General features: G+C 40.9%; 12 protein-coding genes. 10 read left to right on the top strand and 2 right to left on the bottom strand.

All coding sequences use genetic code 11. The annotated features are described in order from the left end of the window. Window positions 1-14: 14 nt before the first annotated feature. Window positions 15-1,826: an iron uptake porin gene (locus RMZ95_RS11770; RefSeq protein WP_322682426.1), complete on the bottom strand. Its 1,812-nt coding sequence runs from the start codon at window positions 1,824-1,826 to the stop codon at window positions 15-17. 879 nt (window positions 1,827-2,705) lie between these two features. Between RMZ95_RS11770 and ssuD the strand changes: the two genes are divergently transcribed. The 6 genes from ssuD to RMZ95_RS11740 all read left to right on the top strand — a co-directional run bounded on the left by ssuD (window position 2,706) and on the right by RMZ95_RS11740 (window position 8,648). Further along, entirely contained in the window at window positions 2,706-3,854 is a 1,149-nt protein-coding gene (gene ssuD / locus RMZ95_RS11765) for an FMNH2-dependent alkanesulfonate monooxygenase (RefSeq protein ID WP_322682425.1), read from the top strand. 98 nt (window positions 3,855-3,952) lie between these two features. Continuing rightward, window positions 3,953-4,780, top strand: coding sequence for an aliphatic sulfonate ABC transporter permease SsuC (gene ssuC / locus RMZ95_RS11760; protein WP_322669992.1), 828 nt, complete (start codon window positions 3,953-3,955; stop codon window positions 4,778-4,780). A 116-nt stretch (window positions 4,781-4,896) separates the two neighbouring features. Next, the gene (locus RMZ95_RS11755; protein ID WP_322669993.1) at window positions 4,897-5,667 is read left to right on the top strand and encodes an ATP-binding cassette domain-containing protein; all 771 of its coding nucleotides are present in this window, start codon (window positions 4,897-4,899) and stop codon (window positions 5,665-5,667) included. A gap of 321 nt (window positions 5,668-5,988) precedes the next feature. Then, entirely contained in the window at window positions 5,989-6,495 is a 507-nt protein-coding gene (locus tag RMZ95_RS11750) for a GNAT family N-acetyltransferase (protein ID WP_322669994.1), read from the top strand. Between the two features lie 120 nt (window positions 6,496-6,615). Beyond that, entirely contained in the window at window positions 6,616-7,563 is a 948-nt protein-coding gene (locus RMZ95_RS11745; protein WP_322682424.1) for a D-2-hydroxyacid dehydrogenase, read from the top strand. Window positions 7,564-7,697: 134 nt separating this feature from the next. Next, window positions 7,698-8,648: a D-2-hydroxyacid dehydrogenase gene (locus tag RMZ95_RS11740; RefSeq protein ID WP_322669996.1), complete on the top strand. Its 951-nt coding sequence runs from the start codon at window positions 7,698-7,700 to the stop codon at window positions 8,646-8,648. 123 nt (window positions 8,649-8,771) lie between these two features. Here the strand turns inward: RMZ95_RS11740 and RMZ95_RS11735 are convergent, their stop codons facing one another. Continuing rightward, entirely contained in the window at window positions 8,772-9,971 is a 1,200-nt protein-coding gene (locus RMZ95_RS11735) for an acyl-CoA dehydrogenase family protein (RefSeq protein WP_322682423.1), read from the bottom strand. 217 nt (window positions 9,972-10,188) lie between these two features. Between RMZ95_RS11735 and RMZ95_RS11730 the strand changes: the two genes are divergently transcribed. The 4 genes from RMZ95_RS11730 to RMZ95_RS11715 all read left to right on the top strand — a co-directional run bounded on the left by RMZ95_RS11730 (window position 10,189) and on the right by RMZ95_RS11715 (window position 17,100). Further along, window positions 10,189-10,377 carry a hypothetical protein gene (locus tag RMZ95_RS11730; protein WP_322682422.1) on the top strand — a complete coding sequence of 63 codons (189 nt, stop codon included), beginning with the start codon at window positions 10,189-10,191 and terminating at the stop codon, window positions 10,375-10,377. Window positions 10,378-10,514: 137 nt separating this feature from the next. Next, window positions 10,515-10,667, top strand: a complete 153-nt coding sequence (locus RMZ95_RS11725) for a hypothetical protein (protein ID WP_322682421.1) — start codon at window positions 10,515-10,517, stop codon at window positions 10,665-10,667. A 1,661-nt stretch (window positions 10,668-12,328) separates the two neighbouring features. Then, window positions 12,329-15,439, top strand: a complete 3,111-nt coding sequence (locus RMZ95_RS11720) for a peptidase domain-containing ABC transporter (protein ID WP_322682420.1) — start codon at window positions 12,329-12,331, stop codon at window positions 15,437-15,439. Window positions 15,440-15,555: 116 nt separating this feature from the next. Then, the gene (locus tag RMZ95_RS11715; RefSeq protein WP_322682419.1) at window positions 15,556-17,100 is read left to right on the top strand and encodes an HlyD family efflux transporter periplasmic adaptor subunit; all 1,545 of its coding nucleotides are present in this window, start codon (window positions 15,556-15,558) and stop codon (window positions 17,098-17,100) included. Window positions 17,101-17,251 lie beyond the last annotated feature (151 nt).

Below are 17,251 nucleotides of genomic sequence, written 5' to 3'. Positions count from 1 at the left end.
GGAGTGCCATTCGGTTAAAACCTAAAGACAGTACGAACCCAAGCAAATAAACTATCAGGATTGCTGGAATCCGAATCAGGTGCAGTAATCCAGATCAAACCTGGCGTAACCTCAATATTATCTCCGATTTTATATTGGTAGAATGCTTCAACGTGCAGAGAAGTATCTCTGTCCGCTTGTCCTAGACCTTTTCCCAAATTTATATTATTACTAAGACTGGTGAGTTTTGGCTCCATACCAACTAAAATCCCCCCTAAAGCACCTTCACTAAAAAGATCCGGGAATGCCAGTCCTACCGCCCAATCCATAGCTTCAGCATTTCCGCGCCCCAAATAGGTGTGTACCCCATAACTTACCCACCCATTGATTGCCAACTTGGAATTAACTTGATAGAACGCCTGTAGGCCATAAAGGTTGCCTAGAGTTGCTACTCCAGGCACGGTGCTGTTTACCAGGTTACTCCCGACTGCTGGGCCGAAATTTGTTCCGCTAAAACCTATGGTATTTGGTGGGCTATAGGTATTAACGTAAGTTGCAGCTACCCGAAAATTCCGATTACCGGAGTAGTATATTAACTGTGCTAAAGCTAAATATCTGCCTGTAAATAAGCCATTATTAAGTGTCGGATTACCACCGTTTGGTGCGCTATACGCTATCCCGAATTGAACCTGTTTGCCTAATCCTTGGAGTATGGCAATTCCAGGGCCGCTATCTCCATAGTTATAGACCAAAGACCGCCGGGAAAATCGCGAAATCCCATTAGCACCAGTTGCAGAAGACGATTCAAAATATGGGTTAACCGGACCAGAAAGACCTATCTCACTAGCTCCGTCAGACAAGGGATAAATGTTGACTTGGGTATTTGGAAAAGGTAGAAACCGATAGCGAACACCACTGAGAATAAGAGTGTTGCGTGCAAAAGTAATACTGGAGTTATCAGCAGTTCTCCCCTCATAAGTTCCCAATAATCCAGCTCTTGTTTGTCCCAGTGATTCAATATTTCCACCTCCTATTGTTATACCTAGTGAATCTTTACCGTTAAAACTGGTGTTTAACCGTAAAGTCGTTGAGCCTTGAAGTGTGAGATTGTTAGGTGCTGGTCTCTTAGTGAAGACATTATTACCCGCCAGAAGTTCGCCAGCAACAATCTGAGCTCGACCTATAAGTTTGGTTGTGGTCGTAAACTGAGTTGATTCTAACTTCGCATTTCGTGCTTCCAGGCTATCTACGCGTCCCCGAAGTTGAGCGAGTTCTGGAGAAAATTGTTCTTGTAGTTTTTTGATGGTATCCAAGTCTTCGCGTTTGACTAAATCTGTCGTTGAAGTCGCTATTAGTTCATTGAGGCGATCTAAAGCTGCATTCAACCCAGCGGCAAATTCATAGCGCGTTAGGGAGCGATCGCCTTTAAATGTACCATCTGTATATCCTGCAATTACACCGTAGCGCTCAACTAGAGACTGTAATGCTTGAAATGCCCAATCTGTCGGCTTAATATCAGATAGTTGTGAGACGGATGTTACTTGCCCTGCTGCATTCTTTGGGGTTTTTTGGTTAGTTGGCGGTGTAGCTTGCAACAATTGTGATACAGGTATCACTCGATCTTGCAGCTCGTTTGGAGCTTTTTTAACAGTGACTGGTGCAATTGAAGTGTCTACTGTTTGATTGACAACTGCTTCTGGAGCTTTGTTCTCTTCTACAATAGTAGATACATCAGATTTAGGTAATTCAGCCTGACTTTTAGCTGGATGAATTACCAGTATAGCTAGAATATCTAGCACCGAAAGCAGCAACACTATGGATCTATAATTCCAGCGAAATTTCAACATGACTCCTTAACTCCTCAACCTTAAAGATGAATAAATTCGCCCTTTATTTGACATAAAAGACAAGACAAATCATTGCTCTAATGTTTATAAAAAACGATTAGAACATAGATTCAGCAGGGCTTTAGCCGCTAAAAAAAGTGCAAAGTTCTGATAAGTATTGAAACCAGTACTAAGTAGTTAAATGCCCAATCCAAAATTCGCAGCAAACTAAGAATTCTGACGTTTAAAATAATCCTAAAAACATCTAGAATCAGACAATGACTGCCTTAGCAAGGACTTCTCTACTTTTAAGGGAAACTCAACCACACGCTATATGAACTGATCTTTCTAATACATCCTAAAATCCTTTTTTTGGGTTATGCTGTATAAAGTTCATCAATGGCTATTGACATTGACTCAAGCTTGATTTAAATTCGATTATTTGCCAATTAACATTAATTGAAAACACTATTTTCTAATCAGCTATATTTTGACAGCATCAAGCGTTACTGAAGTACGATACTTCTATCGACTTACCGTACATTCGTAGCATTATCTTTGCATAGAGCTTGGTACAATGCAAGACCTAGTACTTTTTCATCTTTAGAAAGTGCAAATTAGCAAGGTTTCTGTCGATGAAACCAGAAATGAACACTTCAAAGTCGCAAAAAGGCGAGTAATTGACACAAAACTTGTATTCTTCACGACAGCTATTGTTGCAAAAAAAGTGTCATGATGATTGGCATTGTGCGTAAAAACTCAATCTTGTGGGCAGTTATTGTTTATGAATCGTTAATCTATACTGGCGTTTTAAATAATTTCCTGTAAAATGCTGACTATAAACTACGGTAATTCGATCGACCTGCCGTAGGATATATACTTGTACCCTGTCTGACACAAATGCAAATTCTCTGGTTTATTCCTACTGGATCTCATGACGGACGCTATTTAGGCACAGATATTGGCTCTCGTGTTGCCACACCTGATTATTTGCAGCAAATTGCCCAAGCTGTGGATAGTTTAGGCTACACAGGCGCATTGTTACCTACAGGGAGTTCTTGTGAGGACGCTTGGATAACCGCCGCCGCTTTTATATCTGTCACCAAGCAGATGAAGTTTCTCGTGGCAATTCGTCCAGGAATTACTTCCCCAGGTGCGGCTGCACGGATGGCAGCAACATTTGATCGGATTTCTAAAGGAAGATTGTTAATTAATGTAGTGACGGGTGGAGATCCGGTGCAGCTGGCTGGGGATGGTTTGCATCTTAGTCATGACGATCGCTATGATTTAACCGATGAATTTCTCAGAGTTTGGCGGGGTATTGTCAGTGGGGAAACAGTCGATTTTAAAGGAAACTACCTGGATATCAAAGGTGGTAAACTCCTATTCCCACCAGTTCAAAAACCCTATCCACCTTTGTGGTTTGGTGGCTCATCTGCTGCCGCCAAGCGGGTTGCTGCTAAACATATAGATGTTTACCTGACTTGGGGCGAACCTCCACAACAAGTGGCCCAAAAGATTGCCGAAGTTCGGCGACTAGCGGCTGAACAAGGCAGAACAGTTCGTTTTGGGATTCGCTTGCATGTAATTGTGCGAGAAACCGAGTCAGCTGCTTGGGATGCAGCCAATGAGCTAATTAAGTATGTGGATGAGGATGCGATCGCTAAAGCTCAGAAAGACTTAGCTCAATCTGATTCTGAAGGACAGCGGCGCATGAGTCAACTACATAGCGGTAGCCGAGAAACCTTAGAGATTAGCCCCAACCTTTGGACAGGAATTGGATTGGTGCGGGGTGGTGCTGGTACGGCCTTAGTCGGAGATCCTGACACCGTTGCCGCTAGGATGCTGGAATATCGCAATTTGGGGATAGAAACATTCGTTTTTTCTGGATATCCCCATTTAGAAGAAGCGTATCGCACTGCTGAATTATTATTTCCCCGCCTACCTTTGCAAAGTGAACCTGCACCTTTAACACCACCAGTCTTGAGTTCTGTTGGCGAAACCGTCGCCAATGAAAAATTTGCGAAACAACTCACAAGTGCTTCATGACCTAATAATTAGTAATTTGTAATTAAAAGGTAAATTACTAATTTTGTTGGTGATGCTTCTAGATTCATCCTTTGGAACAATCTAAAATCCCAAATTCCATGACTATTACCTTTAAAAGCACCAAAAGCAAAAACAAGATATCCCTGAGCGAGGTGTTAGACAACCCGCAAATCGAGAAAATAGTTCCTTGGATTGTGCCTGTTACCATATTAATTCTTTGGGAACTTGCTTCTAGAACTGGTCTACTTTCAACCAGGATTTTACCAGCCCCTAGTGGTGTAATCGCTACAGCAATTAAACTTGGCTCAACTGGAGAACTGTTCCAACATATAGGAATTAGTGCTGGGCGGGCGATATCTGGTTTTATAGTTGGTGGCAGTATTGGGTTCGGTTTGGGATTGCTCAATGGCTTTTCCCGTGTAGCAGAAAAGTTATTGGATAGTTCCTTACAGATGCTCCGTACTATCCCTAATTTGGCATTAATTCCGCTAGTGATTCTCTGGTTTGGTATTGGCGATCAAGCTAGATTATTTCTAGTATCTATGGGGGTATTTTTCCCGATATATCTCAATACATTTCATGGTATCCGTAGTGTTGACCCTGGACTGATTGAAATGGGAAAAGTCTATGGATTAAAAACACCACAACTTCTGTGGCAAATTATTTTTCCAGGAGCTTTGTCTTCGATTCTCGTTGGTGTTCGTTTTTCGTTGGGGATTATGTGGCTAACACTAATTGTGGCAGAAACGATCGCAGCAGATTCCGGTCTTGGTTATATGGCAATGAATGCTCGTGAGTTTATGCAAACCGATGTTGTGGTTTTGAGTATTGTAATTTATGCACTACTAGGTAAATTAGCAGATGCTGTTGCCAGAGGATTAGAAACAAAATTCTTGGCTTGGAATCCCAATTATCAAAAGTCATAAATGCTAAGTTCACCAAAATCATAGGTTGAAAAATCATGATTTTAAATGTGGGTTACTTTTTTCAACATCTCATCAAATAATTAAATTCTAATTGTTCTCAAAAGGAGGTTTTGCAAGTGAGTTCAAATGTACAGGGTACACAACTAAGTATTTTGGATTTGACGAAATCTTTTGGCAAGAAAACTGTTTTAAACTCGCTTAATTTAGAAGTTGAAGCAGGTGAGTTTGTCGCTATTGTCGGACGAAGTGGTTGTGGTAAAAGTACCTTATTGCGTCTTGTGTCAGGATTAGATAGAGCAACTTCAGGTGGAATATTACTTGATGGAGAACCACTACATAGACTCAGCCGCTTTGTAACAGTGATGTTTCAAGATCCCCGCTTGCTGCCGTGGAAGCGTGTTATTCAGAACGTGGGGTTGGGCTTAGAAGGTAATTGGCGTGAAAAAGCTTTGTGGGTACTAAATAAAGTCGGACTTAAAGATAGAGCTGATGAGTGGCCTTATGTTTTGTCTGGAGGACAACGGCAACGGGTATCATTGGCCAGAGCGTTAGCCAGTCAGCCCCGTTTGTTGTTGCTAGATGAACCTTTGGGAGCATTGGATGCTCTAACTCGCCAAGAAATGCAGCATTTGATTGAAAACTTGTGGCAAGAGCGAAGATTTACTGCGTTTTTGGTTACTCACGATGTGGAAGAGGCTGTGGCGTTGGCAGACCGAGTGATAGTGATCGATCAAGGAAAGATTTCTATGGATTTACCTGTGAAACTTTCACGCCCGCGAGATCGAAGTAGCGAAGTGTTTATCAATATCAGAGAAGCTGTTTTAGAACGAGTAATGAGCAATGAAAATACTCAAGTAAACAACCAGTTATTACAGCTTAGTAGTTGAAATTTAAGCTTTTAGTAGTCAATCAATATTCAACTTGAGGTAGCTGCGGTAAATAGGCTACTTCGAGATTAAAACTTGCCTATAGCAATAAAAAATTATTTGTAGGGACTGGGGACTGGGAAGAAGGAATAAAGGTGTACTTAGCCTTGCAAAAATAAAATATGAGTCCTATATGAACACTCAAAATACCTCCCAACTCTCCTCTGTGCTGGTCTGGGTAATTTTTTCTATATTTACGAGCTAGATAAACTAAAATATAATCTATATCGCTTTATTGAAAATTCAATAATACACAAGTATCTATTACTTATATTTAATTTAATGATTGTCAAAAAATTAACAAAGGCTCATGCAGAAGATTATAGACAGATCAGATTAGAAGCTTTAGAGAAAAATCCAGATTCATTTGGCACAACATATCAAGAAGAAGTAATTAAAACTATAGAACAATTTCGGGATAGAATTCCAGTAGATAACAATAATTTTATTTTGGGATGTTTTGAGGATAAACATTTAATTGGAATAGTCGCATTCAACCAAGAATCCAGAATAAAACTTCGGCATAAAGCACATATTAGTAGCATGTATGTTAAACAAGAATATCGGGAAAAAGGTATAGGTAAACTCTTATTGAAAAAATTAATTGAAAGAGCGAAGGCTATTAAGGAAGTAGAAATTTTATTACTTGATATTGTTAAAAGCAATTTTTTAGCAAAACAACTTTATTTATCATTGGGCTTTCAAATATATGGTACACAGAAAATGGCGTATAAATTTAATACCCAATATTTTGATCTAGAGTTTATGTATTTACAGATTAAAGAATAAACTTTGAAATCTTACTAAATATCATCATAATGTGTGCCAAGTAAAAATGGCACTTAGTTTTTTGTCAAGCAGAAGCAATTTACAGATATAGCCTTGTAAATAAAGAAGAGGTAATCTACAATGAAGCTCATTTTGCCGCTCGATTTGGTTGCTGACATTGAGCCACATCTACCACCCAATACACAGATTGTACGAGTAGATGTTGAAGGAAATCTAGATGGGGATGCTAGCGATGCCGAAGTTTATTTCAGTTGGTTTTTATCGAGAAGTCCGACACTACATAAAATACTAGAATCAGCACCGGCATTGCGTTGGCATCACGCACCAAATGCAGGGGTGAATCACATCCTGACACCAACTTATTTGCAAAGAGATATTATCCTCACTAATGGGGCTGGAGTACATGGAATTCCGATCGCAGAATTTGTAATCACTTATATACTGGCTCATGCCAAGCATCTACAAGAATTATATGCTTTACAGGCTGAACGTCACTGGAAAAGAGGCTTTGCTATCCAAGAATTAACAGATGCAACCTTGCTAATTATTGGCGCTGGTGGTATTGGTCAAGAAATCGCTGCCCGTGCTAAACCCTTCGGCTTAAGAATTATTGGCAGTCGCCGTCATCCTCAAGAACTAGCAAATTTTGATAAAGTAGTAGGTGCTGATGAATGGCGATCGCTCCTGCCAGAGGTAGATTATATAGTTATTGCAACACCTCTAACTTCCGAAACCAAAGAATTTATTGATGAATCTGTATTGCGATCGCTCCCAAATCATGCCTACCTTATTAATATTGCTCGCGGCGGCGTAATCGATGAATCGGCATTAATAAAAGCGCTCACAGAAGGTTGGATTGCAGGTGCAGCATTAGACACAGTTAACTCAGAACCGTTACCACCAGAAAGCCCTTTGTGGTCACTTCCTAACATCTTTATCACTCCTCATACTTCCGGTCATTCACCCAAGAGTAAACAGCGTTCAATAGCTCTATTTATCGACAATCTAAAGCGTTACCAAGCTGGTCAGCCATTACGAAATGTAGTAGATAAAGAAGCAGGATACTAAACATTGGGTATTGGGCATTGGGCATTGGGCATTGGGCATTGGAAATTGGTAAAGAATTTAACTTTTAATCTTCTGTCTTTCTGCCCTAATACCCAGTCCCTTTGAAAATTCAAAATGAAATGGAAGACTAACAAATGGTGAAACTAATTTTACCCGATCATCTCATTGCAGATATAGAGCCACACCTACCATCTAATATCGATGTAGTAGAGGTGGATAGTGAAGGTAATCTCGATGGTGATGCCAGTGATGCAGAGATTTATGTCAATGGATTTTACCTGAAAACCTCTACTCTTGACAAAGTACTGACAGCAGCACCCGCGCTGCGTTGGCAACAATCACCGAGTGCTGGCGTAAATCACATCCTCACGCCAACTTTTTTGCAAAAGGACATCATCCTCACTAATGGTGCAGGGGTTCATGCAATTCCAATTTCGGAATTTGTACTGGCATTTATGCTCTATCACGCCAAGAATCTGCGGAAATTGCAAACTTTGCAGAATGAGCACACTTGGGTAAGAGGAGTGTTTCTTGAAGAGTTGGCAGACGCAACTTTATTAATTCTCGGCACAGGAAATATCGGTCAAGCGATCGCATCTCGTGCTAAAGCCTTTGGAGTCACAGTTTGGGGTAGTCGCCGCCATCCCGAACCCTTACCGAATTTTGACAAAGTTGTAGGCGCTGATGAGTGGCGATCGCTCCTCCCAGCCGCAGATTATGTAGTGATTGCCACACCATTAACCCCAGAAACTAAAGGCTCGATCGATGAAGCTGCGTTGCGCTCTATGCGTCACTCTGCTTACCTAATTAACATTGCTCGTGGTGCGATCGTGGATGAAGCCGCATTGCTGACTGCACTACGTGAGGGTTGGATTGCGGGTGCTGGATTAGACACTGTTGCAACCGAACCTCTGCCGCCAGAAAGTCCCTTATGGTCGTTACCGAACGCTTTTATCACTCCCCATTGTTCAGCCTTGTCACCACGCCTCAGAGAGCGCATAGCACAACTATTTATCGACAATCTTCAACGCTACCAAAACGGTCAGCCTTTGCGGAATGTTGTAGACAAGCAAGCTGGATACTAAATATTGGTGATTGGGGATTGGGAATTGGGCATTGGGCATTGGGCATTGGGCATTGAGAAGATGAGAGACAAGGTGACTCTAATGAGAACTTGCAACAAGTCTTCCCCCATACCCCATGCCCAATCACTTAACTTTCAACACAGACTTTCCTAAAGATTGGCAAATAACATCATTTTGTGGCGTATGTATACGGCTGCATAAAACGTCACGGTAGTGACGCTCTAAAGGATTTCTTTTTAATAAACCAGGATTGCCAGTTAGTTCTAAGGCAATCTCCACAGCACGAATCGAGTTAGTTGTAGTAAGATATTTAACAGCCTGTGCCTGTAATCCTACGTTAGGCTCATATTCGCTCTTGTCAATATCTTGAGCCAAACTATAAATCAATCTATTATTAGCAAATAGCAGTGCTTCTATCTCACCCACGGCAGTTTGGAAGCGTGGCAGAGTTGCCAGTGGCTCTTGAAGATTAGAAGGCGATCGCTCCCAAAGATATTTAACAAGCCAGTCTCGCGCACTACTAGCAACACCGAGATATAAGGCACTCACTGTCAAACTGCCCCAAGTGGAAATTATCGGATCGAAAGATGGTGCAACTGATATGGGGTTGATATTTAGAGCATACTCTGAGGGAATTAATACATTCTCTAAAATGAGGTCATGGCTGCCTGTAGCTCTCATCCCCAAGTGATCCCAGGTTTCGACAATTCGCAAACCTGGCAGATCGCGCGGAACTATAAAATTCCCAACTTGTGGTTCATCTTCAGTTGTCCGTGCCCAAACAACAAAATAGCTGAGGATGGGACTGCCTGTGGTGTATTGCTTATGTCCTGTTAAACGCCAGCCCTCTGTTGTTCGTTCGGCAATTGTCGCTGGCAATCCGCCTCTGGCTGGCGTTCCTAGCTCTGGTTCAACACGGGCAGCATTCAGCAGGGCAATGCCTTCAATTGATTCACGACACAGCCGCTTATACACTTCTGGATGCCAGCGACGGCTACGGGCTGCATGAGCGTGTTGAAGATAGTGCATTGTTAGTACTAATGCGGTCGAAGCATCGCCACGTGCGATCCCTTCAATCACCCGACAGACAGTTGCCAAACCCAAATCCTGGCCGCCGAATTCACGTGGAATGGTGAGGTTGAGTAATCCTGCCTCATGCAAAGCTGTAAAATTCTCGAAGGGAAAGGAAGCATCTCTATCGTGTGCCCCTGCGCGGGTGGCAAAATCTTTGGCCAAAGCCTCAACTTGGTCGAAAATATTGGGGAGAGTTTCTAGACCTTGGGCTACAAAGGTGTTTGGCACTGCTTGCTCCAACTGTGACATAAGTACTCCTTCGTAATTCACTGTACTACTAAATCAGAGATGTTTTTCAATATGGAAGCATCTCAAGTTTGTAGGAATATCAATTTTTCGCATGACGCCAGTCTCCCCTCACCCCCAATCCTCATTGCCCTAACTGTATTACTTCTAATGCTCCCTAATGCCCTGTAAATACTACTTAAAATCGACCGAGATTTAGTAATTTGTGGTTTTTGTAAGTATGACACAAACTCCTTTCATCGAGCAAGCCAAGGGGAAAATTCAGCGATCGCGCCACAACTTAGGAACTGAATTCCTTACCGGTTTAGGACTTACGCAAAATATCTCTCAAACTCTGATTTCTCTGTGTTCTCTGCGCCTCTGCGGTTGGTTATTTCGTAACTTGTGCGTAAGTCCTATGGTCTTTTAAGCTAATTACCATTTAAATTAAATCTTTGCGTTTAGAACTAAGCACGAAGAAACAAGCATTTAAATATTCTCTGTTGAGAGTAATATAAAGATCCCTAGATTACACAGGGATAATTTTCTCATCAAGTAGATTTTCCAATGGATAAATATACAGCAACAGCATTGGCGATCGCAACCAAAGTGATATTGGTTACTTTTATAGCGGTTCCTCTGCAACTGAGGTATAACTGGACTGGATATATTTTTAACTTTGAGGATGTACCTTATCTGATTAAGAACCGCTATGGATGATTTTCTATATTTTACCAAATTGATGGTGTTACACTTTGTCAGGGCACTGGCTCTATAACCACCATTCAATTTATCCATTTATTACTTGACTCGATCGGATGGTAATCTTAGGTTTTAAAAGACGAATTGGCGATTTATTGTCATTTTTTGAACTATAGACTCATTTAAACATGATGGTTATTTCTCAACTTCTATCAAGCTGTAATATGTATTGCTGCTATACCCTTGATGGGAAAAATGCTAAGATTGCCTTAGTCAACTAGTGTGTGTGCCCGATCACAACATTAATGTGTTTTACCTCACAGCTAATTTAAACAACTTAAATATTACCTTTAAGCAAACAATAGTCGCCGTTATGACTAGCATCATGTTATGCCACCTCGCTATTTAAAGATTTAATGTATAAATGGTTGTTAAATATATTTTTTTTGTTAAATATCATCTATTAGGTGACTTGTCAGAAAATTTACATTAAGAAACTACTAAAATATCTAAATTTAAGAACAGAAAGAGTGTAAGCTAATTATGTAAATATCATGTTTGTATGTAAATATGATGATGTTCGCAAGTCTCTTTTAGTCACTTGCATTTGTTACACTATAGGAGGTATAATACAAACGTTAAATAACTTGCTAGATGCTCCCTAAAAGATACTAAGCAGTGCTGGAAAAAGATCCATTCTGGAATCTCCAAGCAAACTCAAGCAATATTTGTTTAAGTGTAATTTAGCTTAATTGGTAAAATACTACTTAAACAAAATTACGATGTGCTTTTATAGCTTTATAGTTTTTATAGTCTTCTGTTTCTTGTAGCCTACTCAAAATCTTCTTTTGTTCCAGGTTGCACGAGCGGGATGAAGCTATCCCGGAGACTATCCCCTAGACTCGCCAAAGTACTAGGGAATATGCTGGGAGCTAATTGCACATTGTGTAAATTTCTGATTAACACTACAACGTTAGTCAGATTTGTAGTTGTGTTTTTTTTGCTGTCAGGCTTTGTTCACACAACTGCTAATGAATTACGTTTTCACATAATTTACGAATCAATGCAATTTATAACTACAATTATGTCACACCATTTAAGTCAAGACAAGGCTGTTAAAAAGTTAGGAATGTTTGAAAACATTCTTTTAAAAATTCTTCCGAGTCAGGTGTTGTTCGAGAGCATGAAATAACTTTCAGCCATAACATTGTCCGGAACTAGAAAAAACTTCAGTTTGTGATTGAGGAATGAAATACTTTGCATAGCTCTTGCTGCATACAGCAAATTAGATTGCGAAAATAATTACTCTTAACGATCGCTTACAACCACTGCTGATTGCAAAAATGAGCAATCCATATTTGTGCAGAGGCTGTCAATGCAGTTAGTCGCTTTTGAAGCTAAATGTCGTTAAACAAAGCTCTAGCTCGATATTCTAGCATTTACACTAGTTATTGCCACATCAATAACTCGCTGCAACAACTTCTTGTAGATTGCCCACTCAATAAAAATACCTTGTATGTAAAAGATAGATGCTTTGCTAGCATACTGTTTCTTTCTCAACTCTACTTTAATAAAGCTGAGAGTTTACTCGGTGAAAATACGGGATTAAATAATATTTTTAATGAAGTTTTGAATTGGATTCCGACTGATAAGTAAATTTTTTTTGTGGAGATGAAAAAATGCCATCAGTGCTTTCTGAGCAACATCTGGGTGAAAGAATTTTGTACACCTTAGATACAAAACTCTCAGAAAAAGAATTAGAGGACTTCTTGGCAGAAATGGAGATTGTGGAGCCACCATCAGCAAAGCAATTCTGGGAATCTGCACAGGCGAATCCTGGTATATATATTATTCTTACAGGTAAAGTCCGACTATTAGATAGCTCTGAGAATTTAATTACTACCTTTGGTGCATGGTCTGTTTTTGGTGAATTGACCTTGTTTCCCGAAGCTAACTTTAGTCCTTATGTAGTTAGAGCTTCGACAAGCTTGAAACTTGGCTATTTCAGTCAAGAAGCATTGCAAAGGTTGATAGACAAGTATCCTAACATTCGCGATCGCCTATTTGCCCGTGCAGAACTTTGGGATTTGTTGTTGTTATGTCGCCAAGTATCACAATTCCCGCGCCATACATCACAAGTTTCAGGAATGCTCAAAGCCTTATCTTTGTTTGAGCGACACCAGTTAGAAACTGGCTCTGTAAGTCCACAAATATCACAAGATTCACAGTTGTGGCTATTGTACAAAGGTCAACTGCGGCATTCTGAAGGCGATTTTTTGACACCAGGTACAATCTTTGCTCAACCAAAACAAGGAGATTGGCAAACAACGCAACCAACGATTGCTTACATTCTGAAAAACGACCAAATGCAAACAGCACTAGAATACTTCCCGGAGTTAGGGGAGTGGTCTTTTGGCATGAGTGTCAGCGAAACGGAATTGGAGACTGAGGACGCAACGACCGGCTCAGTGCGTCGCAGGGGATTAGGTACTAGAGAAAAAACTTTCCAATCTCCAAAATCTAAAATTATTCCTTTTCCCCAAAGAGAGAAGCCATCACAACAACAGCCAACAAAAAAATCACGTTTTTACTTTCCCAGTCCGAAAGTACAAATGGGGCATTGGTGGAAGCGGATTACCAAAAGCTATCCCTTCTATGCCCAACAAAGTGCAGCTGATTGTGGTTCTGCTTGCTTGGTGATGATTGGTAACTATTGGGGCAAACATTTTAGTATCAATCGCCTACGGGATATGACCAATGTCACTCGCAACGGTGCATCCCTAAAAGCAATGGCAGCAACAGCAGAATACCTGGGTTTTGCCACCCGTCCAGTGAAAGCTACTCTTGATAAATTAGCAGAACAACCTTTACCTGCAATTGCTCACTGGGAAGGTAAACACTTTATTGTTGTCTATGAAATCACTCCTAAGCGGGTGATTGTATGTGACCCGGCTCTTGGTCAACGCAGTCTGACAAAAGCTGAATTTCAAGCAGGTTGGACTGGTTATGCATTGTTACTGCAACCGACAGCTCTACTAAAAAGTGCTAAAGACGAAAGTAGAAGCTTCTGGAAATTTTTTGAGCTAGTCAAACCTCACTATCGAACACTGGTAGAAATTTTCATAGCTTCGATAGTCATTCAATTATTTGGGTTAGTAACGCCAGTATTTACCCAGTTGTTGCTCGACAGAGTACTTGTGCAACGCAGTGTTCCAACCTTAAACGCCATTGGTTTGGGAATGATTGTTTTTGGGTTGTTTGGTGTTGCTGTCAACGGTGTACGGCAATATCTCTTATTTCACACTGCTAACCGCATTAGTATCGCCTTACTCGTAGGCTTCATTAAACATACCTTCCGTTTGCCCCTTGCTTATTTCGAGTCGCGTTTCGTTGGGGATATAATCTCGCGCATCCAAGAAAACCAGAAAATTCAGCACTTCCTGACTGGTCAGACACTCTCGATTGTGTTGGATATGCTGACATTAGTGGTTTATCTGGCTTTGATGTTCTCCTATAGCTGGCGGATGGCATTATTCGTGCTGTGTACTGTACCGCCATTTTTTATCTTGGCGCTGGCCAGCACAAGTATTTTGCGCCGCATCTCCAGAGATATTTTTAATGCAGCTACCAAAGAACAAAGCTATCTCATAGAATCCCTAAGCGGAATTCGTACTGTTCGCTCATTAGCAATTGAACAGACAGTGCGTTGGCGTTGGGAGGAACTGCTAAATGATTTAATCAAAAAAGACTTTAATGCTCAAATAATTGACAATCGCTTGCAAATTATCAGTGGCGTCATCCACACCTTTGTAAATACTTCATTGCTGTGGTATGGAGCAACCCAGGTAATTAATAACGAACTAACTATTGGACAACTAGTTGCTTTCAATATGTTGGTGGGTAACGTCTTGAGTCCTTTCCAACGGCTAGCTTTGCTGTGGAATGAATTACAGGAAATCGTGATTTCTACCGAACGGATTAATGATGTATTGGAGGCGGAACCAGAAGAAGACTTAGCAATTAAACCCCGCAAATCGTTGGGTAAACTTCGCGGTAACATTTGTTTTCAAAATGTTACTTTTCGTTATCACTCAGAAAGCGACACTAACGTATTAGAAAATCTCAACTTTGAAATTCAGCCAGAACAGATGGTTGCAGTCGTAGGGCGCAGTGGTTCTGGAAAAACAACTCTCAGTAAATTAATTTTAGGTTTATACCCACCGACAGATGGCAAAATACTCATTGATGGTAACGATATCACCAGTGTATCTATGCGATCGCTCCGTTCCCAAATCGGCGTTGTAGACCAAGATACTTTCCTATTTGGTGGGACTGTTCGTGAAAACATTGCGATCGCTAATCCAAATGCTTCTTCAGAAGAAATTAGCCAAGCAGCAAAATATGCTGGAGCTGATGAATTTATTCAAAAATTACCGATGGGTTACGAATCAGAAATTGGTGAAAGCGGTGGTATGCTTTCTGGTGGACAGCGCCAACGCCTAGCTATTGCTCGTGCTTTGCTCGGAAATCCCCGGCTATTACTGTTTGATGAAGCCACTAGTCACCTAGACTCAGAATCAGAACGAATTATTCAAAACAACCTCAAAACAATTCTTAAAGGACGCACAAGTGTAATTATTGCCCACCGCCTCTCTACAGTCCGCAACGCGGACTTAATCCTGGTTTTAGATCAAGGTATTTTGGTAGAAAGCGGTACCCACGACGAATTAATCGCTAAAAAAGGTCATTATTACTACCTGAATCAACAACAGATGTCTCAAGTTAGTTGATGGGGCATTGGGCAGTCTTTTTCTTCTTTACGAGACTCTACACGAACAATTTTGAATTTTGAATTTTGAATTGATTTCTCCCTCACTCCCCATCTACTGTTATCGGAAATAAAACCATGCCACATCCCAACAGATCGTCCCCACTTCCCCCAGATGAGCAAGATGAATATCAAAGTTACAAACAGCAAGAGGAATCGGTATTTGACGAGCAAATAGAGGCAGAAAATGAAAGTCAAGATTTGTACTACGGTACAGAAAAACTACTCGATGCCTTACCTCGAATTTGGACTCGTGGTTTGTTATATACGCTCATCGGCTTTGCTGGTCTATTTTTGCCTTGGGCAACTCTTTCAAAAGTCGATGAAACTGGTAGCGCCAGAGGGCGTATAGAACCTAAAGGCGCAACTCAAAAACTAGACGCTCAAGCTGGTGGAAGTGTCAAAGCAGTTACGGTTAAAGAAGGAGATACAGTTAAAGCCGGCCAGGTTTTACTAGAACTGGATTCTGAGTTGCTGCAAACGGAACTGCAACAAGTCCAGAGCAAATTGCAAGGGCTACAAAATCGGCAATCCCAACTGGAAATGCTGAAAAATCAACTCTTAATGTCAACGAGTCTTTTAGAACAACAAAATAAATCCCAAGAATTAGAAAAATTGGCTCAACTCAACCAGGTGCGGCAAAACTTGGATGCCAAACTGAGTAGCTATAACCTCCAAAAGTTAGAAAAAGAATCATCAGTTAAACAAGCACAGGAGCAAATTTCCACCAGTCGCGACGATCAAGAATCAGCTAAAAAACTTTTGGGTATAAATTCTACGCAAGTTGAACGTTATAGCCAACTTGTTGACAAGAAGGTAGTTGCGACAATCCAATTAGAGGAAAGCAAAAAACAAGAGGAAGAAAGCAAACGACTTTATAAAAAGTCTCTATCAGATATTAAACAAGCCGAATTACGTTTAGCCCAAGAGCTAAATAATTATCAAGTAACGATCAAAACGTTGGAGTCTGATATCAAACAAGCAAAACTCCGACTGCAAGAAGAACAAAGTAGTTATAAAAGTGCCACGCAAGCCGGACAACTAGCTGTAATGAAAAATCAGGAGCAGCTAAAAGATTTACAAGCACAAATAACAGCAACGCAATCAGAAATCGCTCAGACAAAAAGCCAGCTTCTATCTACAAGATTGCAAATTCAGCAGCGCGTGGTGCGATCGCCGCTTAATGGGGTGATTTTTGAATTACCCACAACTAAACCAGGAGCAGTGGTACAAGTCGGTCAAAGGATTGCCCAAATTGCACCCGCAACAACAGACTTCGTACTCAGAGCCAATATGCCTAATCAGGATAGCGGTTTCTTGAAGGTAGGAATGCCAGTAAAAGTCAAGTTTGATGCCTATCCCTTCCAAGAGTATGGCATCGTGCCAGGAAAAGTTACTTGGATCTCGCCTGACTCAAAAGTTAGCCAAACACCCCAAGGCAACATCGAAACCTATGAATTAGAAATCACCTTAGACCAGCAGTATGTCCAAAATGGCAACAAACGTATTCCATTAGGTGCCGGTCAGACAGCAAATGCTGAAGTGATCATTCGTCAACGCCGAGTAATTGACTTTGTTCTAGATCCGTTCAAAAAACTGAAAAAGGGCGGTTTGGAGATGTAGTTAAAGATATCGCATCCAAATCAGGAAATAGGACAAGGGAGATTGGAGGAATAATTAATGCCGCGTGCTCACTTGCCCTGAGCGACTTGTGCCAAGCGTTGCGAGGTAAGCCGTTCGCCTAGCGTCTCGCAGAGAAGGGATACCCAATCCG

The sequence above is a fragment of the Nostoc sp. DedQUE07 genome (assembly GCF_034530975.2).
GTDB lineage: Bacteria > Cyanobacteriota > Cyanobacteriia > Cyanobacteriales > Nostocaceae > Nostoc.
This window is presented reverse-complemented; position numbering and strand designations above follow the sequence as displayed.

Coding starts and splice junctions, on each gene's coding strand:
- RMZ95_RS11735 (WP_322682423.1), bottom strand. CDS start 9,971: ATGTCACAGTTGGAGCAAGCAGTGCCAAACACCTTTGTAGCCCAAGGT.
- ssuC (WP_322669992.1), top strand. CDS start 3,953: ATGACTATTACCTTTAAAAGCACCAAAAGCAAAAACAAGATATCCCTG.
- RMZ95_RS11715 (WP_322682419.1), top strand. CDS start 15,556: ATGCCACATCCCAACAGATCGTCCCCACTTCCCCCAGATGAGCAAGAT.
- ssuD (WP_322682425.1), top strand. CDS start 2,706: ATGCAAATTCTCTGGTTTATTCCTACTGGATCTCATGACGGACGCTAT.
- RMZ95_RS11720 (WP_322682420.1), top strand. CDS start 12,329: ATGCCATCAGTGCTTTCTGAGCAACATCTGGGTGAAAGAATTTTGTAC.
- RMZ95_RS11730 (WP_322682422.1), top strand. CDS start 10,189: ATGACACAAACTCCTTTCATCGAGCAAGCCAAGGGGAAAATTCAGCGA.
- RMZ95_RS11725 (WP_322682421.1), top strand. CDS start 10,515: ATGGATAAATATACAGCAACAGCATTGGCGATCGCAACCAAAGTGATA.
- RMZ95_RS11770 (WP_322682426.1), bottom strand. CDS start 1,826: ATGTTGAAATTTCGCTGGAATTATAGATCCATAGTGTTGCTGCTTTCG.
- RMZ95_RS11740 (WP_322669996.1), top strand. CDS start 7,698: ATGGTGAAACTAATTTTACCCGATCATCTCATTGCAGATATAGAGCCA.
- RMZ95_RS11745 (WP_322682424.1), top strand. CDS start 6,616: ATGAAGCTCATTTTGCCGCTCGATTTGGTTGCTGACATTGAGCCACAT.
- RMZ95_RS11750 (WP_322669994.1), top strand. CDS start 5,989: ATGATTGTCAAAAAATTAACAAAGGCTCATGCAGAAGATTATAGACAG.